At 56.9% G+C, this 21,117-nt stretch carries 14 protein-coding genes and 4 pseudogenes; 5 read left to right on the top strand and 13 right to left on the bottom strand.

Annotated features, from left to right (window positions below):
• Positions 1–9: 9 nt before the first annotated feature.
• The 5 genes and pseudogenes from JNO11_RS23755 to JNO11_RS23735 form a co-directional block, all read right to left on the bottom strand.
• Positions 10–5,555: pseudogene (locus JNO11_RS23755) on the bottom strand (AAA family ATPase).
• A complete protein-coding gene (locus JNO11_RS23750; protein ID WP_010670332.1) occupies positions 5,555–5,938 on the bottom strand; it encodes a response regulator in 384 nt (127 codons plus the stop codon). Before JNO11_RS23750 ends, JNO11_RS23755 begins: the two are co-directional and overlap by 1 nt.
• 43 nt (positions 5,939–5,981) lie before the next feature.
• A complete protein-coding gene (locus tag JNO11_RS23745; RefSeq protein ID WP_223565905.1) occupies positions 5,982–6,236 on the bottom strand; it encodes a XapX domain-containing protein in 255 nt (84 codons plus the stop codon).
• Positions 6,237–6,238: 2 nt separating this feature from the next.
• Positions 6,239–6,460 carry a DUF1427 family protein gene (locus JNO11_RS23740; RefSeq protein WP_022624301.1) on the bottom strand — a complete coding sequence of 74 codons (222 nt, stop codon included), beginning with the start codon at positions 6,458–6,460 and terminating at the stop codon, positions 6,239–6,241.
• A gap of 59 nt (positions 6,461–6,519) precedes the next feature.
• Positions 6,520–7,212 (bottom strand): annotated as a pseudogene (locus JNO11_RS23735) (hydrolase).
• A gap of 287 nt (positions 7,213–7,499) precedes the next feature.
• On the opposite strand from JNO11_RS23735, the pseudogene JNO11_RS23730 reads away from it, so the two are divergent.
• From JNO11_RS23730 to JNO11_RS23715, 4 genes and pseudogenes are all read left to right on the top strand, one after another.
• Positions 7,500–9,378, top strand: a pseudogene (locus tag JNO11_RS23730) (amidohydrolase).
• Between the two features lie 2 nt (positions 9,379–9,380).
• The gene (locus JNO11_RS23725; protein ID WP_033769030.1) at positions 9,381–9,803 is read left to right on the top strand and encodes a DoxX family protein; all 423 of its coding nucleotides are present in this window, start codon (positions 9,381–9,383) and stop codon (positions 9,801–9,803) included.
• Positions 9,790–11,418, top strand: coding sequence for an MFS transporter (locus JNO11_RS23720; protein ID WP_256843827.1), 1,629 nt, complete (start codon positions 9,790–9,792; stop codon positions 11,416–11,418). Before JNO11_RS23725 ends, JNO11_RS23720 begins: the two co-directional genes overlap by 14 nt.
• A gap of 47 nt (positions 11,419–11,465) precedes the next feature.
• On the top strand, positions 11,466–12,287 hold the full coding sequence (locus JNO11_RS23715; protein WP_325178034.1) for an alpha/beta hydrolase: 822 nt from the start codon (positions 11,466–11,468) through the stop codon (positions 12,285–12,287).
• Positions 12,288–12,328: 41 nt separating this feature from the next.
• Here JNO11_RS23715 and JNO11_RS23710 read toward each other — a convergent pair whose 3' ends face one another.
• The 5 genes and pseudogenes from JNO11_RS23710 to JNO11_RS23690 form a co-directional block, all read right to left on the bottom strand.
• Positions 12,329–13,054 (bottom strand): pirin family protein, encoded by a 726-nt coding sequence (locus JNO11_RS23710; protein WP_010670327.1) that lies wholly within the window; start codon positions 13,052–13,054, stop codon positions 12,329–12,331.
• A gap of 164 nt (positions 13,055–13,218) precedes the next feature.
• Positions 13,219–14,199, bottom strand: coding sequence for a LacI family DNA-binding transcriptional regulator (locus tag JNO11_RS23705; RefSeq protein ID WP_325178033.1), 981 nt, complete (start codon positions 14,197–14,199; stop codon positions 13,219–13,221).
• 54 nt (positions 14,200–14,253) lie between these two features.
• Positions 14,254–15,315 (bottom strand): sugar phosphate isomerase/epimerase, encoded by a 1,062-nt coding sequence (locus JNO11_RS23700; RefSeq protein WP_325178032.1) that lies wholly within the window; start codon positions 15,313–15,315, stop codon positions 14,254–14,256.
• 26 nt (positions 15,316–15,341) lie between these two features.
• The gene (locus JNO11_RS23695; RefSeq protein ID WP_158149912.1) at positions 15,342–16,571 is read right to left on the bottom strand and encodes an MFS transporter; all 1,230 of its coding nucleotides are present in this window, start codon (positions 16,569–16,571) and stop codon (positions 15,342–15,344) included.
• 144 nt (positions 16,572–16,715) lie between these two features.
• Positions 16,716–17,628, bottom strand: a pseudogene (locus JNO11_RS23690) (DMT family transporter).
• Positions 17,629–17,859: 231 nt separating this feature from the next.
• Between JNO11_RS23690 and JNO11_RS23685 the strand changes: the two are divergent.
• Entirely contained in the window at positions 17,860–18,876 is a 1,017-nt protein-coding gene (locus JNO11_RS23685) for a lipoate--protein ligase A (RefSeq protein WP_010247208.1), read from the top strand.
• 179 nt (positions 18,877–19,055) lie between these two features.
• On the opposite strand, the gene cspA is transcribed toward JNO11_RS23685, so the two are convergent.
• The 3 genes from cspA to JNO11_RS23670 form a co-directional block, all read right to left on the bottom strand.
• Positions 19,056–19,268, bottom strand: a complete 213-nt coding sequence (gene cspA / locus JNO11_RS23680; protein WP_003855207.1) for an RNA chaperone/antiterminator CspA — start codon at positions 19,266–19,268, stop codon at positions 19,056–19,058.
• Positions 19,269–19,692: 424 nt separating this feature from the next.
• Positions 19,693–20,166 (bottom strand): MFS transporter, encoded by a 474-nt coding sequence (locus JNO11_RS23675; RefSeq protein ID WP_325178031.1) that lies wholly within the window; start codon positions 20,164–20,166, stop codon positions 19,693–19,695.
• Entirely contained in the window at positions 20,096–20,890 is a 795-nt protein-coding gene (locus tag JNO11_RS23670) for an MFS transporter (protein WP_325178030.1), read from the bottom strand. The genes JNO11_RS23675 and JNO11_RS23670 overlap by 71 nt, the downstream gene beginning before the upstream one ends.
• Between the last annotated feature and the right edge of the window lie 227 nt (positions 20,891–21,117).

Here is a 21,117-nt window from a genome sequence, read left to right as displayed (position 1 = left end):
TCAATACGATTATCCCAGTGGCAGAGTGAACCAGAAACGGCTGCCGCCTTCCGCCCGGTTCTCCGCGCCTAACTCACCACAATGCTTTTTGATGATCCCTTTGCTGATGGTTAATCCCATGCCCATGCCACTTTTCTTCGTGGTGTAAAACGACTCAAAAATCCGTTCACGCACGCCATCCGGCAAGCCGCAACCACTGTCCAGCACCTCAAAACGCAGCGTGTCCGGCGTCGGGTTCTCTGACGTCAGCCGCAAAAGCGCCGCGCGCGGTAAATCGTCGGACATGGCATCGATGGCATTGATTACCAGATTCAGCAGCACCTGCTGAATCTGAACGCGGTCGCAATAGATATCCGCCTTTCCGGCCCTCAGTTTCAGCTCCAGCGAAATTCCGCGTCGCTCCAGCTCCACCCGGGAGAGCGCCAGAATATCGCGGGCGATCAGATGGAGGTTTTCCGAGGCAAAGCTTGATTCATGATTGCGGGTCAGCGCCTGCAGGCCACGAATTATCTCTCCGGCACGTTTTCCCTCTTTGATAATTTCATCCAGACTGCTGCTGGCATTTTCCAGCATCACCGGTTCACGCTTTAACCAGCGCAGGCTGGCACCGGCATTGGCCACGATCGACATTAGTGGCTGGTTAATTTCGTGCGCGATTGAGGCAGTCAGTTGCCCGACTGTGGTGGCGCGGGTTACACGGGCCAGATCCGCCTGGGCCATGCGCGCGGCATCTTCTGCCTGGCGCTGCAAGGTGATATCGGAAATGGTGCCGAAGTACTCTTTCACCTCGGGGAAGTTTTCTACCGGCTCTCCGATACCTTTGATATAACGGCATTCCCCATCCGGCCTGAGCACACGGAACTCAGCCTGCATACTACGTCCCTGACTGACGCTGTGGGTCACCAGTTCGCTGATGCACTCATAATCATCGGGATGAACGCGGGTCAGAAAATCTGCCATCGACAACCCTTTTTTGATGGGCTGGCAGGCCCAGAATACGGCCATACTCTTCAGACACCATCATCATGTCCTCTGCCACTTCCCAGCGCCAGGTGCCGGTATGGCTGATCTTCTCGCCGAGCATCAGCGAGGTTTTGCTGGCGCGTAGCTGCTTCTCAACCCGTCGCCGATGGTTGTTCTCCTCCAGCAGTTCAGCGTAGAGGCGCGCCGTCTCCAGCGAAACTGCCGCCTGAGCACTCAACGTTTTAACAATGTGGGAGTGCTCAGCCGTGAACGCATCGGGCATCAGGCGATTCTCCAGATAGAGCACCCCAACCATATTGGCCTGCCTGAACATAGGAACACATAACACCGCAGCGCCCGAGGCCACCAGGTAAGGATCCTGACTGAACGGACTGAACTCTTCCGGCTTGCCAGTACGTATCTCCTGACCGGTACGGATCACCGCGGCCAGTACCGATAGCGGCAGGTCAGTTGCGACGGGGCGCTCTTTGACAATCTGCACCCGCACGCCATCAGCCGTGCTTTCTGCCCAGGCCTGCGTTTCCGGAAGCGTACCATCCAGAATCCGGATAAGCCGACAGCGCTGGGCACCGGCCCGCTCCAGCAGGATGCGCATCAGGGTATGAATCAACCGATCAAGGTTGATCTCCTCCGTCAGGGCGCGCACGGCGGTCAGCACACTCTCAAGGTCGTAGAACGAGGCATCCTGCGTAAAGGGAATGGTCGCCACCGCGCTGTTTTGCATCGGCGTGGTCAGATGCGGATAGTGCTGCTCAAGCTGGCGCACCATCGCCAGCGCGCCCCAGCTCTCCCAGCTTCTCATCGACGCTTTAACGTAGGCATCGGCGGCGGTATCTAGCTGTAATGCTTTGCAGTAGCGGCCAGCCAGCTGATTCGCCAGCGCATGGATGTGCAGATATCCCCCCCCTGGCGGGAGAGACAGATCGCATTTTCATACTGCTTCAGCGCCTCACCCGTGTTGCCCTCAAGACGCGCACATTCTGCCCTGAGCAGGGCATATTTATCAGCAAAGAGTCCGGGATTGAGGTCGGCCCAGCCCGCAAATTTGTCCAGATCGCAGCGCAGCGTGTTGCTGTCAGCCGCACCGGGCTGCAGGCTCAGCGATAGTGCGCTGTAAAAATGCATATCCATCAGGTAGATGTAAGCGGGCACTGCGCTGGTCAGCGGACGAATTTCTGCAAAACAGCGCAGCGCCTCCCGGTATTCTGCCGCAAAGAAATGCGCCATTCCCCGATACAACCCCGCCCAGAACAGCACCATCGCTTTTGGGCCAGAGATCACGCCCGGCTCGCTGCCCGCCACCATCGGCAAAGCCCCATCGCGATCGCCTGCCCTGAACCCGTTGCTGTTCCGCAGTTGCATCACCAGCTGCTTCTGCATGACCAGCACGTTCTCAACATCGGGATAAAAGGTTTTGCGGGTAAAAGCGAGTCCGCGCTCAATGGAGGTCATGACCGACTCCAGGTGATCGCCGCGTGTCAGCGTGTTCATGATCTGATGACGCAACGAGAGGCAGGCAAAGGATCGGTCACCGTGCATCACCGCGACGCGAAAACTTTCACGGGCACTCTCTACGGCCACATCCAGCGGCTGCGTCCAGATCCCCAGTTGATCCAGAGGCAGCAGCGTGCGGGCTTTATAGCGGGTAAAGTCATACCGCTCCACCAGCTCACGGGCCACCCGACCACAGGCATAGCCAAAATGCCAGGCCTGATAGCGTTCGCTGATCAGCACGCTGAACCAGGCGAGACCAAACGCAGAAGCACCGGTCACGCCGTGATCCAGCGTCATCTCCAGCATCCGGCAGACCAGCAACAGATGCAGCTGCGGGCAGTCGTAGGCGGAGACAAAGATGGTGCTGGCCATCAGGTTCAGCACCGACTCAGTTTCCTGATCGGTGTTGCGTGGCAGGTGGGAAAAAGCCGCTTGCGGAGAATCGCCGATCCGCGCCCTGATCGCCTGCCAGGCGGCGTCAATCTCCGCGTCGTCCGGATCACGCCTGAGATGCACACCAAAGACAGCCAGCCAGGCGAGCGCAGTTTCCAGCGCCAGATGGTTGTCGGACTGACGCATATGAATTTCAGCAGAGAGACAGGCTGCCATCGATTTTTCACTGAGCGTGCCTGGCTCACTCAGCAGTCGGGTACAGAGCTTTTGCGCGGTCGTGAGATTACCGTGCAGAAATTCGCACTCCGCCTCATCGATGCCCAGCATAAAGTCATTGCCGGTCACCATCCGCTGGCTGAGTTGCTGGGCGCTGCGCAGATAGCGCAGCGCAGAGAGATAATCTCCGGCACGTTTCGCTCCCTGCGCAGCACGTAAACAGAGGGGATAATAGCGTTCACGATCTGCGACACTTAGCGGCAGTTCAGCAATCATGCCGATGTGATAAGCCGCGCGGAACAGCGTCTCACTGTAATCGGCATTTACAACCGCGGCCGACAGCCATGCCGCCGCCTGCTGATGAAGAGAGTGTTGCTGCAGGAGGTCGAGCAGTAAAAACGCTGCGTTATGCACGCGGTCGTGGGTAAAGGCGTAGTTCCCGCCAGTCAGGGTTATAAAACGGCCGCTGACGGCAGGCTCAAGCTGCTGCTGAATCCGCGATACGGATGTCGCGTTGATATGACTTAACAGCGACAGTTCACCGCTGGCCCCCAGACAGGCCAGCGAACCCAGCAGCTGACGTGTTGCCTCCGGCATCCGCGCCAGCTGATTTAATACCAGCGTCGCCACATTGTCGGTGTACTGACGCGCAATCAGCGCCTGGCTGTCGTAATGCCACTTCAGCGGGTTCTGACGATAGACAATCACCCCATCATCCACCGCCTGACGGAAGAACTCCTGCATCGAGAGCGGATTACCGCCGGTTTTCTCAAAGATAATCTGTGCCAGCTCACGATTGCCGCCGGGACGGGTGTGCAGCATTCCCGCCAGCCAGCGGGTGATGCTTTTAACGCTGAGCGGCTGCGGCGTCAGCGCCACGACACGTGCCGCTGATGCTCTGAGGCGCAGCAGAAACCCGGCAATCATCGGACAGGGCATCGACTCACCCTCCCGGAAGGCGAGCACCAGCATAAAAGGCAGATGCTCATTACGGGTAATCAGATTTTCCAGCAGTTGCAGCGTGGCATTGTCTGCCCAGTGAACATCATCAATCAGCATCACCAGCGGACGGCCCGGCGTGGCAAAGGCTTGGATAAGCGCAGACGCCATCTGATTAAACTGCTCGCGGGCGTCCGGAGCATGGCGCACCACCGGCTGCACTGTCCGGATATTCAGCAGCTGTTTTAGTTCAGGCACCAGTTCAATGGCTAAATCGGTATAGCCACCCAGCAAGCGCAACAGGCGAACCCGCCATTTGCTTAGCTCCAGGGCTGACAATCCCAGCAGATAAAGCGTGACTGTGCGAAACGCTGAGGCGACGGCGGAATAAGGTGCGGCAGGCGAATGTTGATCGGCCTTGCTGGCGGCCAGCAGAATCTGTCGGTGCTGCAGGGTTTTCAGGGCGGAAGCGATAATGGCGGACTTACCCGAGCCGGGCGCACCGCTCAGCATCACCAGGCTCTGCGTGCCGGTACGGTTGACCGCATCCAGCGTCGTCAGCAGCACGCGAGCCTGCGGATGTTGCGTGAACAGGGTCTCGGGCCGGAAACTGTTGCTGAACCGCTCCTGCAGACCGGGCGTGAACGGCGCAATGGTGTTTTCTGCGGTCAGCGTCGCCTGACAGCGGCGTAAATCAGCCATCAGCCCCTGCACGGTCTGATACCCGTCAGCAGGTGACTTTGCCAGCAGACGCAGCAGAATCACAGAGAGCATCGGCGGCACATCCTCTCTGACCTGTCCGGCTGGCCGGGGTGCACTGGCGATGTGATGATGAATCCACTCCGCCTCCCCCCGCATCCGGTGAGCCAAACGGCAACTTACCGGTGAGATATTCATACAGCACGACACCCAGACTGTAGAGATCGCTGAGGCTACTGACCGGATGCGGCGTGCGGCCGGTATGTTCAGGTGACATATAGGCCAGCGTACCGCCAGAGACGCGCAGGCTGTTTTTTTCCGCCGATTGCGCTGCCAGCGAGGCGAGACCAAACCCGCCCAGCCGGAACCGGCCATCATCACTGATAAAAAAATGGCCCGGCTTGATATCCCCATGCACGATGCCCTGATGATGCGCCTGGCCGAGCGTGTAGCAAAAGCTGCAATGCAACCTGCAGGAAGTCAGCGATTTTATCGGGAGGGGTCGCGAGGTTATTCACCAGGCTGCGAAACGGAAACGTGGGGTAGATCAGCGCATAGCGGTTGAGGTAACGGGTGGTGCCCGTCGCGGTGATGGCCCAGCGGGGCGAAAGATAAGCAGCCAGCGCTCGCTCATTTTTCAACCGCTGCGTCGCCTGAAACGTGACGTCGTCACTCTGTCCGGTGGCGATTATCAGTGACTCACCTGAGTGACGGCGCGCCAGCATCCAGAGCAGACAGCCATCCTGCGCCAGCGGCGTCAGCGTGTCGAAATCTTCAATCGCGATCCCTGCGTCGTCACTCTCCTGAAAATTAACCGAAAGCATGCTCATCAGCGCACCTTTCCCTGAGATAACTCGCAACGGATCAGTGTCAGCAGCGTATCAACATCAATCGGCTTTCGCAAAAAAGTCACGGCACCCAAGGCAATGGCATACCACAGGGTGGTCTCTTCCAGATCTGCTGAGATAAAAATCACCGGTGGCAGACCTGCCCGCTGTTTCAAAATAGTGAACAGCTCAAAGCCGGACATGCCCTTGAGTCCGACATCAATGATCAGCATGCCCACCTCTGAAAGCGCATCGTCATCGCTCAGCAGCGCCTCACCTGACTCAAATAGTCGGGTCGAATAGCCGTCTGAATGCAACAGATTGCTGAGTCCACTGCGGACCGCGCGTTCATCGTCCACAATGACAATACGCTGTGACAGCGCCATGCAGTTATCCTCTGAAACGCCTCATCGTACGGCACGCGAGGACTTAAGGGTGGTCATCGCCATCGGGTGGCGGTGTCCCACTGATTTTTGGCACACACTCATGGCGAAACCACTTCAGCGTCACCGGCTGACGGCGGAACAGACGCGTAACCAGCGGAATCAACTGCTCACCCACCAGCATGCCAAACAGCCCCACTAAAGCAATAACCGGCGGTGCCGGAGAGTTCACGTTGATCAGGGCATAGATTACCCCGGCAAGCAGCCCCACCGTGAGAGAAATAATGTAGGATTTCAACATGTTCAGCTTACCCGCGAAACAGGTGTAACAAACGGCGCATCGGATTGCTGCAGGGTGGTCGCATGCTCTGCGGGCAAGACTGCGTGCACCAGCGCCCCACCCAGCAACATCCCCAGCAACCCCACCAGCGCAATCGCGGGCGGAGCCGGTGAACGCACCTTTAGCAGGCCGTAAAGCAGGCCAATCAATACCCCTGCAGCCAGAGAAAGCAGTAAAGGATTCATAACCGGACTCCTGTTATGCCTGCTGACCGGCAGAAGAAAGCCGATCAGCAGGACGTCCCTTAGCGGACCGGTGCGTGAACCGGTGCCAGGGTACGGTGTTCACTTTTCTGACGTGACGGCGCTTTGTGTACCATGGTGTAGGCATAATCCACACCAATGCCATAGGCACCTGAATGCTCTTTGGCGATGTTCATCACCGCATCGTAAGTGTCACGGTTGGCCCAGTCACGCTGCCACTCCAGCATGACCTGCTGCCAGGTGACCGGCACCACACCCGCCTGAATCATGCGCTGCATCGCGTAGTCGTGCGCTTCTTTGGTGGTGCCGCCTGACGCATCCGCCACCATATAAATCTCGTAATCCCCTTCCAGCATTGCGCACAGCGCAAAGCTGTTGTTACACACTTCCGTTCAGAGACCGGACACCACCACTTTTTTCTTGCCGTTCGCGGCCAGCGCATCACGCACTTTCTGGTCATCCCAGGAGTTCATTGAGCTGCGCTCCAGAATGTCCTGACCCGGAAACACATCCAGCAGTTCAGGATAGGTGTGGCCCGAGAAGCTTTCGGTTTCGACAGTGGTAATGATGGTGGGGATATTGAAGACTTTCGCCGCCTTCGCCAGCGCAACGGTGTTGTTTTTCAGCACCTGGCGGTCAATCGACTGCACGCCAAAGGCCATCTGCGGCTGCTGGTCGATGAAAATAATCTGGCTGTTATGTGGCGTGAGGACTTCAAGCTTAGCGTTGGACATGCGTTCACCCATAGAGGTTATGTAACGGAATTTTCGCCAATTGGCGCGGAGCAAAAGGACGGTCAGTGCAGGTTTAACGTCCTGCTGCTGGCTGTCTGGTCGCAGTGTAGGGCGACGGGCGAAGGCAAACTATTATCTCTGCGTATAACTATACGAAGGTATAGGTATCCCTCTGTATAACTAGACGACGCATTAACCCGCTCACCATAATCCGGCTTATTCGTGCCCTGTTATCTGCGGCACTTCCTGTCCCGCACTACGTCGGACAACCCCGTTGAGGAGGATCTATGGTTACGCTGGGTAAAGCAGAACTGATACTGACCCATGGCAAATTTCATACTGTTGACCGCAGCAATCCGGTGGCAGAAGCGGTTGCGATTCGTGATGGCAAATTCGTTGCGGTAGGCACACTGGCAGAGGCAATGGAGTATCACTGCGACGGCACCAAAGTGATCGATCTGAGAGGTCACACCGCCGTACCGGGCCTGAACGATTCCCACCTGCACCTGATACGTGGTGGTCTGAACTACAACCTTGAGCTGCGCTGGGAAGGGGTGCCGTCGGTTGCCGATGCGCTGCGAATGCTGAAAGAGCAGGCGCTGCGCACGCCGTCACCGCAGTGGGTGCGTGTGGTAGGCGGCTGGACCGAGTTCCAGTTTGCCGAGCGCCGGATGCCGACGCTGGATGAGATCAACGAAGCGGCCCCCGACACGCCAGTTTTCGTGCTGCATCTTTATGACCGCGCCCTGCTCAACCGCGCAGCGCTGAAAGTCGTCGGCTACACCAAAGAGACACCGAACCCGCCGGGTGGCGAAATCCAGCGCGACAGCAACGGCAATCCCACCGGCCTGCTGATCGCTCGTCCCAATGCGATGATCCTCTACGCAACCCTGGCCAAAGGACCGAAACTGCCGCTGGAACAGCAGGTCAACTCGACCCGTCAGTTTATGCGCGAGCTGAATCGACTGGGTCTGACCAGCGCCATTGATGCGGGCGGCGGCTTCCAGAACTATCCCGAAGATTACGAAGTGATCGCTGAACTGCATCAGAAAAAGCAGATGACGCTGCGTATCGCCTACAACCTCTTCACTCAGCGTCCGGGTCATGAACTGGAAGATTTTGAGAAGTGGACAGATATGCTGACGCCAGGTCAGGGCAGCGACTATTTCCGTCACAACGGCGCAGGCGAAATGCTGGTGTTCTCGGCCGCCGACTTCGAAGATTTTCTGGAGCCACGTCCGGACTTAGCGCCTGGCATGGAGGATGAACTGGAGCGCGTGGTGCGTCATCTGGTGGAACATCGCTGGCCTTTCCGGCTGCATGCAACCTATGACGAGTCGATCAGCCGGATGCTGGATGTCTTTGAGAAGGTCAACCGCGATATCCCGTTTAATGGTCTGCACTGGTTCTTTGACCACGCGGAAACCGTTACTCAGCGCAATATCGATCGTATCAAAGAACTGGGCGGTGGCATTGCGGTGCAGCATCGCATGGCATTCCAGGGCGAATACTTTGCCGAACGCTACGGCATTGAAGCCACCCGCCATACACCGCCGGTTCAGAAAATGCTGGAAACCGGCGTCCCGGTCGGACTCGGCACCGATGCAACCCGCGTCGCCAGTTAGAACCCCTGGACCGCGCTCTACTGGCTGGTTTCCGGTCGCACCGTAGGCGGCATGCAGATGTATGACGTCAATGCCCGCCTTGACCGTGAAACGGCGCTGATGCTCTGGACACAGGGCAGCGCATGGTTCTCCAGTGAACAAAATAAAAAAAGGTCGGATTCAGGTAGGTCTTCTGGCGGATCTGGCCGTGCTGAGCAAAGACTTCTTCAGCGTGCCGGAAGAGGAAATTAAAGGCATTGAGTCAGTGCTGACGGTGGTGGATGGCAATATTGTCTATGCCGCCGGATCGTTCAGCGCGGATGCGCCGCCCGCTATTCCGGTTCTGCCTGAGTGGTCGCCGGTGGTGAATGTGCCAGGTCACTATCGGAGCGCTCCGCCGGTTGCGCAGAGCCGTGCGGGTATGATGCCCGCTGTGCACCACTGCAGCGGCCCCTGCGGTGTTCATCGCCACTCGCATGAGATCGCCCGTGGTTCCAGCGTTCCGGTTGCCGAAGATAACGCCTTCTGGGGCGCGCTCGGCTGCAGCTGCTTCGCGTTTTAATCATGAATAACGCTATCACTCAATCGCCCCGCATCAACGCGGGGCTGTTCTTCCTGCGCCTGACCGGCAGCCTGCTGCTGTTACAGGTGCATGGACTGCCGAAAATTCTGCATTTCAGCGAAGAACTGACGCGTATAGAAGACCCGTTTGGTCTGGGACCGATGATGAGCCTGCTGCCAGCGATAGTGGCAGAAGTCATCTGCCCGATCTTTATTATTCTCGGCTGGGGTACCCGGATTGCCTGCCTGCCGATCATCGCGGTGCTGCTGGTCGCGATGCTGGTGGTACACCCTGGCTGGTCACTGGCGGAAGGCCAGTTCGGCTGGCTGCTGCTGATTATCTTTACCACGCTGGCGCTGACCGGGCCTGGCGGCTGGCGAATCGGCGCGGTGAAACATCAGGGGGTTCGTCATGGCGCAGGTTAATGATATCCACCAGCTGGAGCAGGAGCAGCCTGAGGTCCAGGCCGCTGGCGAGATTTCGCCGTTACAGCCGCTACGCAGGCCGGTGTTCCGCATGCTGTGGATCGCCACCGTCGTCTCCAATATCGGTTCATGGATGAACGATGTGGGTGTGAACTGGAGCATGCTGACGCTGAGTGCCGATCCGCTGGCCGTGGCGCTGGTGCAGGCGGCCAGCAGCCTGCCGATGTTCCTGTTCGCGCTGCCATCAGGCGTGATGGCGGATATCGTTGACCGCCGCAAATATCTGCTGTTTTCCCAGCTATGGACCTTTATCGCCGCCTGTGGACTGACGGTGCTCGCCTGGACCGGCCATGTCACTCCCGAGGTGCTGCTGGTGGCAGCCTTCTTGCTGAGCGCCGGTGCCGCCATGAGTTCACCGCCCTTTCAGGCGGTAGTGCCGGATCTGGTGTCGAAACCGGAGCTGGGTGCGGCCATTGCCCTTAACTCACTCGGTATTAATATCAGTCGTGCCATCGGCCCGGCGCTGGGTGGCCTGATCCTCTCGTTCACTGGTCCCTGGATGGTCTTCCTGCTCAATGCGCTCTCAGTGCTGGGCGTCACCTGGGTGCTCTGGCGCTGGAAGGCGGAGCCGAGCGTGCAGCGCCTCCCGCCTGAGCACTTCTTTCCGGCGGTGCGTGCCGGACTGCGCTACGTTCACGCGGCACCGGTGTTGCGTAATGTGCTGGTGCGAACCTTTGCCTTCTTCCTGTTTGGCAGTGCGGGCTGGGCATTGCTGCCGCTGGTGGCGCGTCGTGAACTCGGCCTGGGCCCTGGCGGCTACGGCATCATGCTGGCCTGTATCGGTGTCGGCGCGATTACCGGCGCGGTGCTGCTGCCGCGCCTGCGTCGTCGCCTGAGCTCCGATCGCCTGATGGTACTCGCCAGTCTTGTTTTCGCCCTGACCATGCTGGCGCTGGCTTTTGTACGCCACTTCTGGCTACTGAATGCGTTTGAATTTTTTACCGGATTTGCCTGGATTGCCGTGCTCTCGACGCTGAATCTCGGCGCACAGCGCAGCGCCGCGAAATGGGTAAAAGCCCGCGCGCTGGCGGTCTATCTGACGGTATTCTTCGGCTCCATGACCGCTGGCAGCGCACTCTGGGGACAGCTCGCCTCGCACTTCAGCATTCCGCTGTCGCTCTGCATCGCCGCACTGGGCATGGTGCTGGCCAGCAGCACCGTCTGGCGCTGGCGTCTCGACCAGGATCCCGACCTCAATCTCGATATGATTGGTGATGGCGTTAACGCGCCCGCACTGGATATTCGTCACGAACGCGGCCCGGTGATGGTGAATTACGAATACCGGATTACTATTGATGATACACATGCCTTTACCGTCTGCATGCAGGATATGCGGCGGGTCAGGCGTCGCGGTGGCGCCATCAACTGGTCACTGTATGAAGATATTCTGCAGCCTGGCATTTTCGTTGAGACGTTTGTCGTCGGCTCCTGGGTCGAGCATCTGCGTCAGAAAGAGCGCTACACCATCAACGACAAAAAGATAGAGCGACGGGTTTTCGCTTTTCATCAGGGTGAACATTCACCCGAGGTTCGCTATCTGGTGGCGCCAGCGTGACTGGCACACCATCTTTTCATCCATCACGACATACAGAGGGCAATACCATGAGCACCTTTAAAACGACCGACGGCACACAGATCTACTTTAAAGACTGGGGCACCGGTAAGCCGGTTCTGTTCAGCCACGGCTGGCCGCTGGATGCCGATATGTGGGACAGCCAGATGAACTTCCTGGCGGAGCACGGTTATCGGGTTATCGCCTTTGACCGTCGTGGATTTGGTCGTTCTGATCAGCCCTGGACCGGTAATAACTACGATACCTTTGCTTCTGACATCAACGATTTAATCACCCATCTCGACCTGCAGAATGTGACGCTGGTGGGTTTCTCAATGGGTGGCGGCGACGTCACACGCTATATCGGCAGCTATGGCAGCGATCGCGTCGCGGCACTGGTGCTGCTGGGTGCCGTCACGCCAATCTTTGGCAAAACGGCAGACTACCCGCAGGGTGTCGATATGTCGGTGTTTGAAGGGATTCGTGATGGCCTGCTTAAGGATCGCGCGCAGTTTATCAAAGAATTCGCTACGCCGTTTTATGGTACCAATGCCGGACAGACCATTTCTGATGGCGTCATGACGCAGACGCTGAACATCGCGCTGCTCGCTTCGCTGAAGAGCACCGTTGATTGCGTCACCGCTTTCGCTGAGACCGATTTCCGTGCTGACGTAGCGAAAGTGAATGTGCCGACGCTGGTGATTCATGGCAGCAACGACCAGATCGTTCCGTTTGAATCCACCGGCAAAGTGGCGGCGGAGATGATTGAGGGTGCTGAACTCAAGGTTTATGACAATGCGCCGCACGGTTTTGCGGTGACGCATCAGGATCAACTGAATCAGGATCTGCTGGCGTTTCTTAACGCACAGTGATGCAAAAAAAACTGCGCGGTGACAGCCGCGCAGTTTTCATTTTAACGGGTTGGATGATTCACTTCGTTGGGACGCAGATCGAATAACAACACCTCCGCTCCTTCACCGTGACTGAACGACAGCGTTTTCTCATTGCGAACCCGCGCACCGTCTCCGGCACTAAATTGCAGGCCATTTACCCTGACACTGCCGCGCGCCACATGAATATACGCATAGCGGTCGTCCGGCAGAGTGATTGTCTGCTGCTCATCCCCCTGGAACAGTCCCGCATAGATGCGAATATCCTGGCGCACCCGCAATGCCCCGTTTTCACCTTCCGGCGAAATAATCAGTCGCAGATTACCGCGTTTATCCGCTTCGCTAACGGAGACCTGCTGGTAGCCTGGCGGACTATTTTTCTCTGCCGGCACCACCCAGATTTGCAGAAAGTGAACACCCTCGGTACCCGAGTGGTTGAACTCACTGTGAGTCACACCGCTACCGGCACTCATCAGCTGCACATCCCCGGGAACAATCACAGAGCCGGTGCCCATGGAGTCTTTATGCTCCAGCGCGCCCTCCAGGACATAGGAGATAATCTCCATGTTGCTGTGAGGATGGGCGCCAAAACCGCGACCTTTGGCTACCCGATCATCATTGATCACCAGCAGATCTGAAAAGCCCGCCTGCTTTGGATCCCAGTAATTTGCAAAAGAGAAGGTGTGACGTGAATTCAGCCAGCCGTGATCGCCCACGCCGCGTTGCTCTGACAATCTTTGCTCAATCATATTCTGCCCCTTCGTTGATTCGGGAAGTGCGAATGCCCTTCGATGGAAACAGCATATAAGTAAACCAGGTAGTCACACAATGGCGTGAACTGGCAATGACTGTCGCGTTTTAGTAGACAATAAAGACGAGGTTATAGCGGGGCCAGGTTTTGCGGATTAATCCTTCAGCTACTGGCTCGCACCACCAGCTCTCCCTGCATGATCACACATTGTGGCGGAGAGTCTGGCCGGATGATTTTTTGCAGCACCAGCTCACAGGCACGACGGCCAATCTCCCTGGAGGGCTGAGCCAGAGTCGTCAGCGGCGGCGATACCATGTCGGCCAGTTCACTGCCGTCAAATCCCACCACGGCAATGTCCTGAGGTATCCGCAGACCCGCCTGCTGTATCGCCGCCATGGCACCCGCTGCCAGCGTATCGGAAACCGCAAACACGGCGTCAGGTCGTGTCTCGCCCGCCAGCAGCTGATTCATCGCTGCTTTTCCGGCGCTGAAGCTTAACTCACTGGCGTAAGCGATGGCCTGCCATGCCAGTTGTTGCTCTTTAAGTTGATATGCGTAGCCCTGCTGACGCAGGCGGGCATATCGGTAGCGGAGGTCGTGATTGATCAGCGCAATGCGCTGACATCCCTGTCCGGCCAGATAGTGCACCACTGACTGCGCAGCGACGTCATCATCAATCCCGACGCAGGAGATCTGGCCATTATCATCATGTTCGGCGCACTGAACCCAGGGAGCCTTGCCTATCAGCTGGCTAAGCTCCGGCAGCTTGCTGAAAGCATCCATGGTGATAATGCCATCCACCATCTTGCCGGATAGCAGTTGCAGGCTGGATCGCGAACGGGCAATATCCGCGCCCGAGTTACACAACAGGATGCGATAGCCATTTTTCTCCGCCTGCTCCTCAATGCCTTTGACCACCTCTGCGCAGAATGGGTTAGAGATATCGGAAACCAGAACCAGAATCATCGAGCTGCGCGCCGTACGCAGCTGGCGCGCCAGCAGGTTAGGCTGATAGTTGCTCTCTTCGATTGCCTCAAGGACTTTCTGCCGGTTAGCCGGTTTTACGCTGTCGCTGTTATTCAACACACGGGAAACGGTGGCAACCGAAACACCCGCCATCCGGGCGATTTTCTGAATAGACATAGCGATCCCTCTGTTTTTAACTCACCCGCAGAAAACCTTTGAATCCATGCCGCCTCAGACGTCGCGATCCAGACCCAGCTGATGGCGCACCGCAGGGGCGTTCTCTGCTAAAGCAAAATCATCAAAAGCGCGGTCAGCCACCGGGATAATATGCCGGCGGATGAATTCTGCCCCTTCACGCGCCCCGGTCTCGCCATCCTTCAGACAGCACTCCCACTCCAGCACCGCCCAGCCGTCATAGTCGTACTGGGCCAGTTTGCTGAAAATGCGGCTGAAGTCGATCTGGCCATCGCCCGGCGAGCGAAAGCGGCCTGCGCGCGCCAGCCACGGCTGATAACCGCCATATACTCCGCTGCGTCCATTTAACTGGTACTCCGCATCCTTAACGTGAAAGGCTTTGATACGCGGATGATAGAGGTCGATGAACTGCAGATAGTCGATGTGTTGCAGAAGAAGATGGCTGGGATCGAACAGGATATTGCAGCGCGGGTGGTGATTCACCTCTGACAAAAAGCGCTCAAACGTGACACCGTCATGCAGGTCTTCGCCGGGATGTATCTCATAGCAGAGGTCCACACCGTGATGGTCAAAACTATCCAGCACCGGCAGCCAGCGGCGCGCCAGCTCAGCAAACGCCTCATCAAACAGGGCTTCGTGGTGTGGCGGCCAGGGATAGAACCAGGGCCAGGCGAGCGAGCCGGAAAAGGTGGCATGTGCGCGCAGGCCGAGTTTTTCAGAAGCAGCAGCCGCACGCTTCAGCGTAGCGATGGCCCAGTCGGTGCGCCGGGCGGGATCGCCTCGCAGCGCGGCAGGCGCAAAATTATCAAAAGCGAGATCGTATGCCGGGTTCACGGCAACCAGTTGCCCTTCCAGATGCGTTGAAAGCTCACTGATCTCCAGCCCGAAACCGGCCAGTGTTCCCCGCACCTCGTCGCAGTAAGTCTGGCTGACCGCTGCCTGCTTAAGGTCGAAAATAGCGGGCTGGTGGCAGGGGATCTGAAGTGCCCGGTATCCCAGCCCGGCGGCCCACTCCGCCAGCCCCGCCAGTGAGTTAAAAGGCGGCTGGGTGGCAATGAACTGAGACAGGAAGATGCCGGGTCCCTTAACTGTTTTCATCTGTGACTCCTGAGTTCAGTTACCGCTTAATCACGGTATTTGAATGAGAAGAAGAAAATAATCGCAATCACCGCAGCCGCCACGGCAGGGATCCACCAGAATATCGCCCAGCTCTCTGGGCTGGCGTTACCCGCCACCAGCTGATTGTAGAGCGCACCGGAGATTTGCGATCCCAGCAGCATGCCGATACCGTAGGTGAACATCACCACCATGCTCTGCGCCTGCCCCTTGACCTTTTCACCGGCGATCCGATCGGTGTAGATGAATCCCACCACAAAGAAGAAGTCATAGCAGACGCCATGCAGCAGAATGCCCAGATAAATCAGCGTGCGCGTCTCATCACTCATGCCCAGCGCAAACAGTGCATAGCGGACAAACCACGCTGTCATGCCAATCAGCAGCATGACTTTTACGCCAAGACGGCGAAACAGCAGTGGAATGATCAGCATGAAAACAATTTCAGACATCTGACCCAGTGACATCAGGGTGCTCACTTCCCGGATACCGGCATCCGCCAGCCAGGAGGCGGTAAAAGCGTAGTAGGTGCCGAGCGGAATAGAGATCAGGGTGGCACATACAGCGAAGACCAGGAAATGACGCAGTCGCAGCAGTGCGAAGGCATCGGCGCAGAAGAGATCGCGAACTTTTAACGGCAATCCTTTGGCCGGAGCCGGCGTATGTGGCAGCGTCAGGCTGTAGATCGCCAGCAGTACCGAACAGAGCGCCGCCAGCTGGAACACTGCCACGCTGTCAGCAATGCCCGTTACACCGATAAAGATCCCCGCCACGATCCAGCCGATGGTGCCGAAAACTCTGACAATGGGAAAGCTTTTCTCGCTGCTGGCGAGGCTGTGAAAGGCGATGTTATTTGAAAGCGCCAGCGTCGGCATAAAGCAGAGCGTATAGCCAAATAACAGTGCGATCAGCTGCGCCCCGTTCTCCGCGATTAGCGCCTGGGGCACGAACCAGAGAATCGCTGCGCCCGCCAGGTTCATCACCGCCATTACTTTCTGCGAGGGAAAAAAGCGATCCACAAGCATGCCGAGCACAAACGGCGAGAGAATTGAGGCGATGGGCCCGGCCGAAAACGCATCCCCAATCAGCAACGGCATGTTGTGACGAGTCATTACCAGCCCCAGCGTCACCGACCAGCTGCCCCAGATAAAGAACTGCATAAACATCATCAGAGAGAGGCGCGGCACCAGCAGCTTATGCTGCATCTGCTGGCCTGCTCTCTCCTGCACTGTTGCAATCATGGGAACCTCACGAATAAGTAATCGATTACATTCTGATTGCTCACAACGTAAACGAATGCAGCCCTCGGTTCCTTCGCCGCGATCACAAATTATTAACTCTGCGTTATCACTCTGTAAATAACAAGGCGATGCCGGGCGGGCCGATCAGCGACTGGCATTAACTATCCGCGCTTTACGGAAGCGGTAACGCTCATACAGCACCGAGTAAAGGCCGCCTGCCACCACCAGAATCGCACCCATCACCGTGGTGGAGGTTGGCAGATTGCCGAGCAGCAGATAACCCACCGCCACTGACCAGATTAAGGTGGTGTAGTCGAACGGGGCCAGCAACGACGCTTCAGCATAGCGCAGGCTCAGAGTCATCAGAATCTGAGTAATACCGCCCAGCAGCCCACATCCCACCAGTAACGCCAGCTGATTGCCATGCGGCACTTTCCAGCCGCCTGGCAGCGTGACCAGCGACGTTAAGGCCGTGGTGATAGCGAACCAGAAAGCGATGGCGCCCGGCTTCTCTTTGCCGTTAAGAAAGCGGATCTGCACCAGCGCACAGGCCGTACAGAAGGCTGCCATCAACGCCAGCAGAATACCCGCCGATGCAGAAAGGGAAAATGTTGCCTGGCGTGTCAGTGTGAGATGCCCGGAGAACATCACCAGAATGCCACTGAAACCGGTAAAGACCGCGACCCAGCGATGGTGACGCACTTTTTCGCGCAGAAATAGCGCCGCCAGCAGCACGGTAAACAGCGGCGCGGCATAGTTGATAGCCGTGGCGTCGGTCAGAGAAATGTAGAGCAGCGACAGATAACTGAAATAAAGTCCACCGGTTCCGGCCAGCCCGCGCACAAAATGCCCCCCGAATATTGCGGGTGCGAATGCCGTCCAGCACGCTGCCCTGCAAGCTCAGCCAGATTAACAGCGGCACCAGTGCCAGCAGCGAGCGAAAAAATATTACTTCGCCGACCGGTATCGCCCCATCGAGTTCTTTTACACAGGCCAGCATCAGCGTGCTACTTAATGCAGCGGTGATCTTCATCGCTATGCCAGCGGAAGCGTTCATACGGATTTTGTTCTCTTAAAGGGAAAATAAGCAGGGGAATCAGCACACTCCTTATCCATATTGTCATAATGTCGTACACCAATCTGCCGCGATTACTCTGCAGACGGCATTTTATCTTTTTTTGCCGCAGCATCACGGCATGAAGAGGCATGTAGTCCCGTTTCCCGGCTGGTACACTCTGCCTTCTGCCCTGCTTTATGGGCCTCTTCTCTTAAGGAACGGGAGTCACCGATGTCCACGCTGCGTTTACTGTTATCTGAATCCAACGATCCCTGGTTTAACCTGGCGGTAGAAGAGTGCATTTTCCGCCAGATGCCGGCCACCCAGCGGGTGCTGTTTTTGTGGCGTAATGCGGAAACGGTGGTGATCGGGCGGGCACAGAATCCGTGGAAAGAGTGCAATACCCGACGCATGGCGGAAGATGGCATCCGGCTGGCACGTCGCAGCAGCGGCGGTGGCGCGGTGTTTCACGATCTCGGCAATTGCTGTTTTACCTTTATGGCCGGCAAGCCGGAGTATGATAAAAGCGTCTCGACTGAGATCATCCTGCGCGCACTGACTTCGCTTGGCGTACCCGCGGAGGCCTCTGGCCGTAATGACTTAGTGGTGAACACCGCTGACGGGCTGCGCAAAATATCCGGTTCAGCCTACCGTGAAACGCCGGATCGCGGTTTCCATCACGGCACTATTCTGATGGATGCCGACCTCTCCCGCCTGGCGGATTACCTTAATCCGGATGTGAAGAAATTGCAGGCGAAGGGGATTACCTCAGTGCGCGCCAGAGTGACCAATCTGGCGGAATTAACGCCGGGTATCAGCTATCAGGCGATCTGCTCCGCGGTGACGGACGCATTTTTCAACTATTACGGTGAGCGCTGTGAGCCAGAGAGGATCTCTCCCGACGCCCTGCCCGATCTGCCGGGTTTCAGAGAGCAGTTCGCAAAGCAGAGTAGCTGGGAGTGGAATTTCGGTCAGGCACCCGATTTCTCGCATCTGCTGGACCAGCGTTTTGTCTGGGGCGGTGTGGAGATTCATTTCGATGTAGAACGCGGCGTGATCAGCCGCTGTCAGATCTTCAGCGACAGCCTTAACCCTGCGCCGCTGGAAGCGCTGGCGCAGCGGTTGCAGGGTGTGACCTATCGGCCCGATGCCCTTGAACCGGTGCTGAATCAGCTTATTGCGGATTTTCCGGAGCAACGCGCGGAGCTGACAGAATTGCAGCAGTGGCTGGTCGCCAGCGTGCGCTGAACATTTTTTTACTGGCCTGCGCCGATATCTGGCGCGGGCAAAAAACATCGCGTAAGCATCAGGCAAATCATAAACGCAAAAAACCCGCACAAGGCGGGTTTTAATTAATTATCAATATCAGGCTTATCTGCTGAGGCTATTGCCATCACGCGTTGATAAGCACTATTGATAATTAAGGCTTACATAGGGACAACGTTTGCCGCTGAAGGACCTTTAGCGCCGTTTTCAATAGTGAATTCGACCTGCTGACCTTCGTCCAGAGTTTTATAATCGTTGCTCTGAATTGCAGAGAAATGTACGAATACATCTTTGCTGCCATCCTGAGGAGAGATAAAACCGAAACCTTTACCAGCGTCAAACCATTTTACTAAACCAGTCATTTTATTAGACATCGATAATTCCTTAATTTATGAGCCACAAAGTGGCGAAGATGGCCTGTCTTTCAGAAGGTAACTTACCAGGCTTTTAGGAGGAGACTCATGAATAAGGGTATCTTGTGATATCGCTTGCACTGAGGACTGCTTTACTAAAACTGCTTTGATAAGGTCTGTGTTCCAAACCGATGACGCTATTAAGCCACGCCTCACCGACATTAGCAAACATTATTTTAATTTACTTTTAACATCCAGACGTCCGGAGCGCCCTTGTTGATTTTCCGAGCATTTTGAAATATCAGGGCTGACAGAATGATAATTTTCGCTGAACGGTCAGAGAGTAAATAATAATGCGGTTAATCATTGCTGAAAAATAATACGGCGGCCATGTAGCAATAAAGCGCAGCGATAAACAGTATCGCTGCGCCCTGCTTTACTCATATCAGGCCAGTTGAGTCTGCTGACGGGCAGCATGACGCGCCGTGAGCACAAAGACCATAAGACCGGCCACGCCCAGCGCAACACCCACCCACGCTGTTGAGATCCAGCCATAGCCCAGCGACACCGTCAGGCCCCCAAGATACGCGCCCATCGCATTGGCAATGTTCAACGCCGAGTGATTCATCGCAGCCGCCAGGGTTTGCGACTCATTGGCGACATCCATCAGGCGAATCTGCAATGACGGCAGCAACACTGAGCAGGTGCCGATCAGGAACGTAGCCAGCAGGCCAGTTGCCACATGCTGAACCAGCACCGGGAAGGCCAGCATCACCAGCACGTTCCATAACAGCGTCCAGCCAATAATATTCAGCACCGGGCCATCAGCCAGACGGCCACCCACCAGATTACCGATGATCATTCCCAGCCCAAACGCCACCATCGCCCAGGGGATCAGCGAGGGGGGAGATGCCAGCAATGTTAATCAGCGTCGGCGCGATATAACTGAAGATAGCGAACATCCCGCCAAATCCTACCGCCCCCACCAGCAGGGTCAGCAGCACCTGCGCGTTTTTCAGCGCGCCCAGTTCCCGCAGCGGATGCGCATCCACATCGCCAGGCGTGTAAGGAACATAGCGGCCAATCAGCAGGCAGGTCAGCAGTCCGATTGCGCCCACAAAGGTGAACACCACGTGCCAGCTAAATAACTGCCCTATCCAGGAGCCCAGCGGTACACCAATCAGGGTCGCTACCGTCAGTCCCAGCATCAGTGACGCCAGCGCGCGGCCACGACGTTCAATCGGCACCAGCGAAGCGGCCACCAGCGACGCCACACCAAAGTAGGCGCCATGAGGCAGCCCGGTCAGAAAACGCGCCACGAGCAGGCCGTGATAGCTGTCGGCCATCGCGCTGGCAACATTACCGATACTGAACAGCGCCATCAGGATCAGCAGCAGCGATTTACGTGCCATTCGCGCCGCCAGCACCGCAATAAACGGCGCACCGACCACCACGCCCATCGCGTAACTGGCAATGGCGTTGCCCGCCTGCGGCTCGGTAATCGCAAGGGAGCGTGAAACATCTGGCAGCAGGCCCATCATGATGAACTCACCGGTACCGATGCCAAAGCCGCCCAGCGCGAGGGCCAGTAATGCCCAGCGGACAAAACCGGCATCGTCGGTTTTATGATTTTTTCTTAACAAAATTGATTCCCAATGGCCAGAACTGAAAAAACTGAAGTGAGGCGGAGAGAGAAAGCAGAGCGTGTTCCCGTCCGGTTGAAGCGGGCAGACTATAAAAAGTCAGGCTGCGCTTAGCAACCCATTTATGTGATCTGGCGCACAGTGAAGGCTGCGGTAACATGGGTCTTTATCCGTGCAACTCTGGCGCATAGCGACCTGTTTAAGATCACAATCCGGAAAGCTACGCA

Source organism: Pantoea sp. 1B4 (assembly GCF_016925765.1).
Classification (GTDB): Bacteria; Pseudomonadota; Gammaproteobacteria; order Enterobacterales; family Enterobacteriaceae; genus Pantoea; species Pantoea agglomerans.
The sequence above is the reverse complement of the archived record's forward strand: the minus strand, read 5'-3'. Positions and strand labels throughout refer to the sequence as shown.

Bases quoted from the DNA above. Each gene is read 5' to 3' on its own strand.
- JNO11_RS23750 (WP_010670332.1), bottom strand. From the start codon at position 5,938: ATGGCGCTGTCACAGCGTATTGTCATTGTGGACGATGAACGCGCGGTC.
- JNO11_RS23745 (WP_223565905.1), bottom strand. From the start codon at position 6,236: ATGTTGAAATCCTACATTATTTCTCTCACGGTGGGGCTGCTTGCCGGG.
- JNO11_RS23740 (WP_022624301.1), bottom strand. From the start codon at position 6,460: ATGAATCCTTTACTGCTTTCTCTGGCTGCAGGGGTATTGATTGGCCTG.
- JNO11_RS23725 (WP_033769030.1), top strand. From the start codon at position 9,381: ATGAATAACGCTATCACTCAATCGCCCCGCATCAACGCGGGGCTGTTC.
- JNO11_RS23720 (WP_256843827.1), top strand. From the start codon at position 9,790: ATGGCGCAGGTTAATGATATCCACCAGCTGGAGCAGGAGCAGCCTGAG.
- JNO11_RS23715 (WP_325178034.1), top strand. From the start codon at position 11,466: ATGAGCACCTTTAAAACGACCGACGGCACACAGATCTACTTTAAAGAC.
- JNO11_RS23710 (WP_010670327.1), bottom strand. From the start codon at position 13,054: ATGATTGAGCAAAGATTGTCAGAGCAACGCGGCGTGGGCGATCACGGC.
- JNO11_RS23705 (WP_325178033.1), bottom strand. From the start codon at position 14,199: ATGTCTATTCAGAAAATCGCCCGGATGGCGGGTGTTTCGGTTGCCACC.
- JNO11_RS23700 (WP_325178032.1), bottom strand. From the start codon at position 15,315: ATGAAAACAGTTAAGGGACCCGGCATCTTCCTGTCTCAGTTCATTGCC.
- JNO11_RS23695 (WP_158149912.1), bottom strand. From the start codon at position 16,571: ATGATTGCAACAGTGCAGGAGAGAGCAGGCCAGCAGATGCAGCATAAG.
- JNO11_RS23685 (WP_010247208.1), top strand. From the start codon at position 17,860: ATGTCCACGCTGCGTTTACTGTTATCTGAATCCAACGATCCCTGGTTT.
- cspA (WP_003855207.1), bottom strand. From the start codon at position 19,268: ATGTCTAATAAAATGACTGGTTTAGTAAAATGGTTTGACGCTGGTAAA.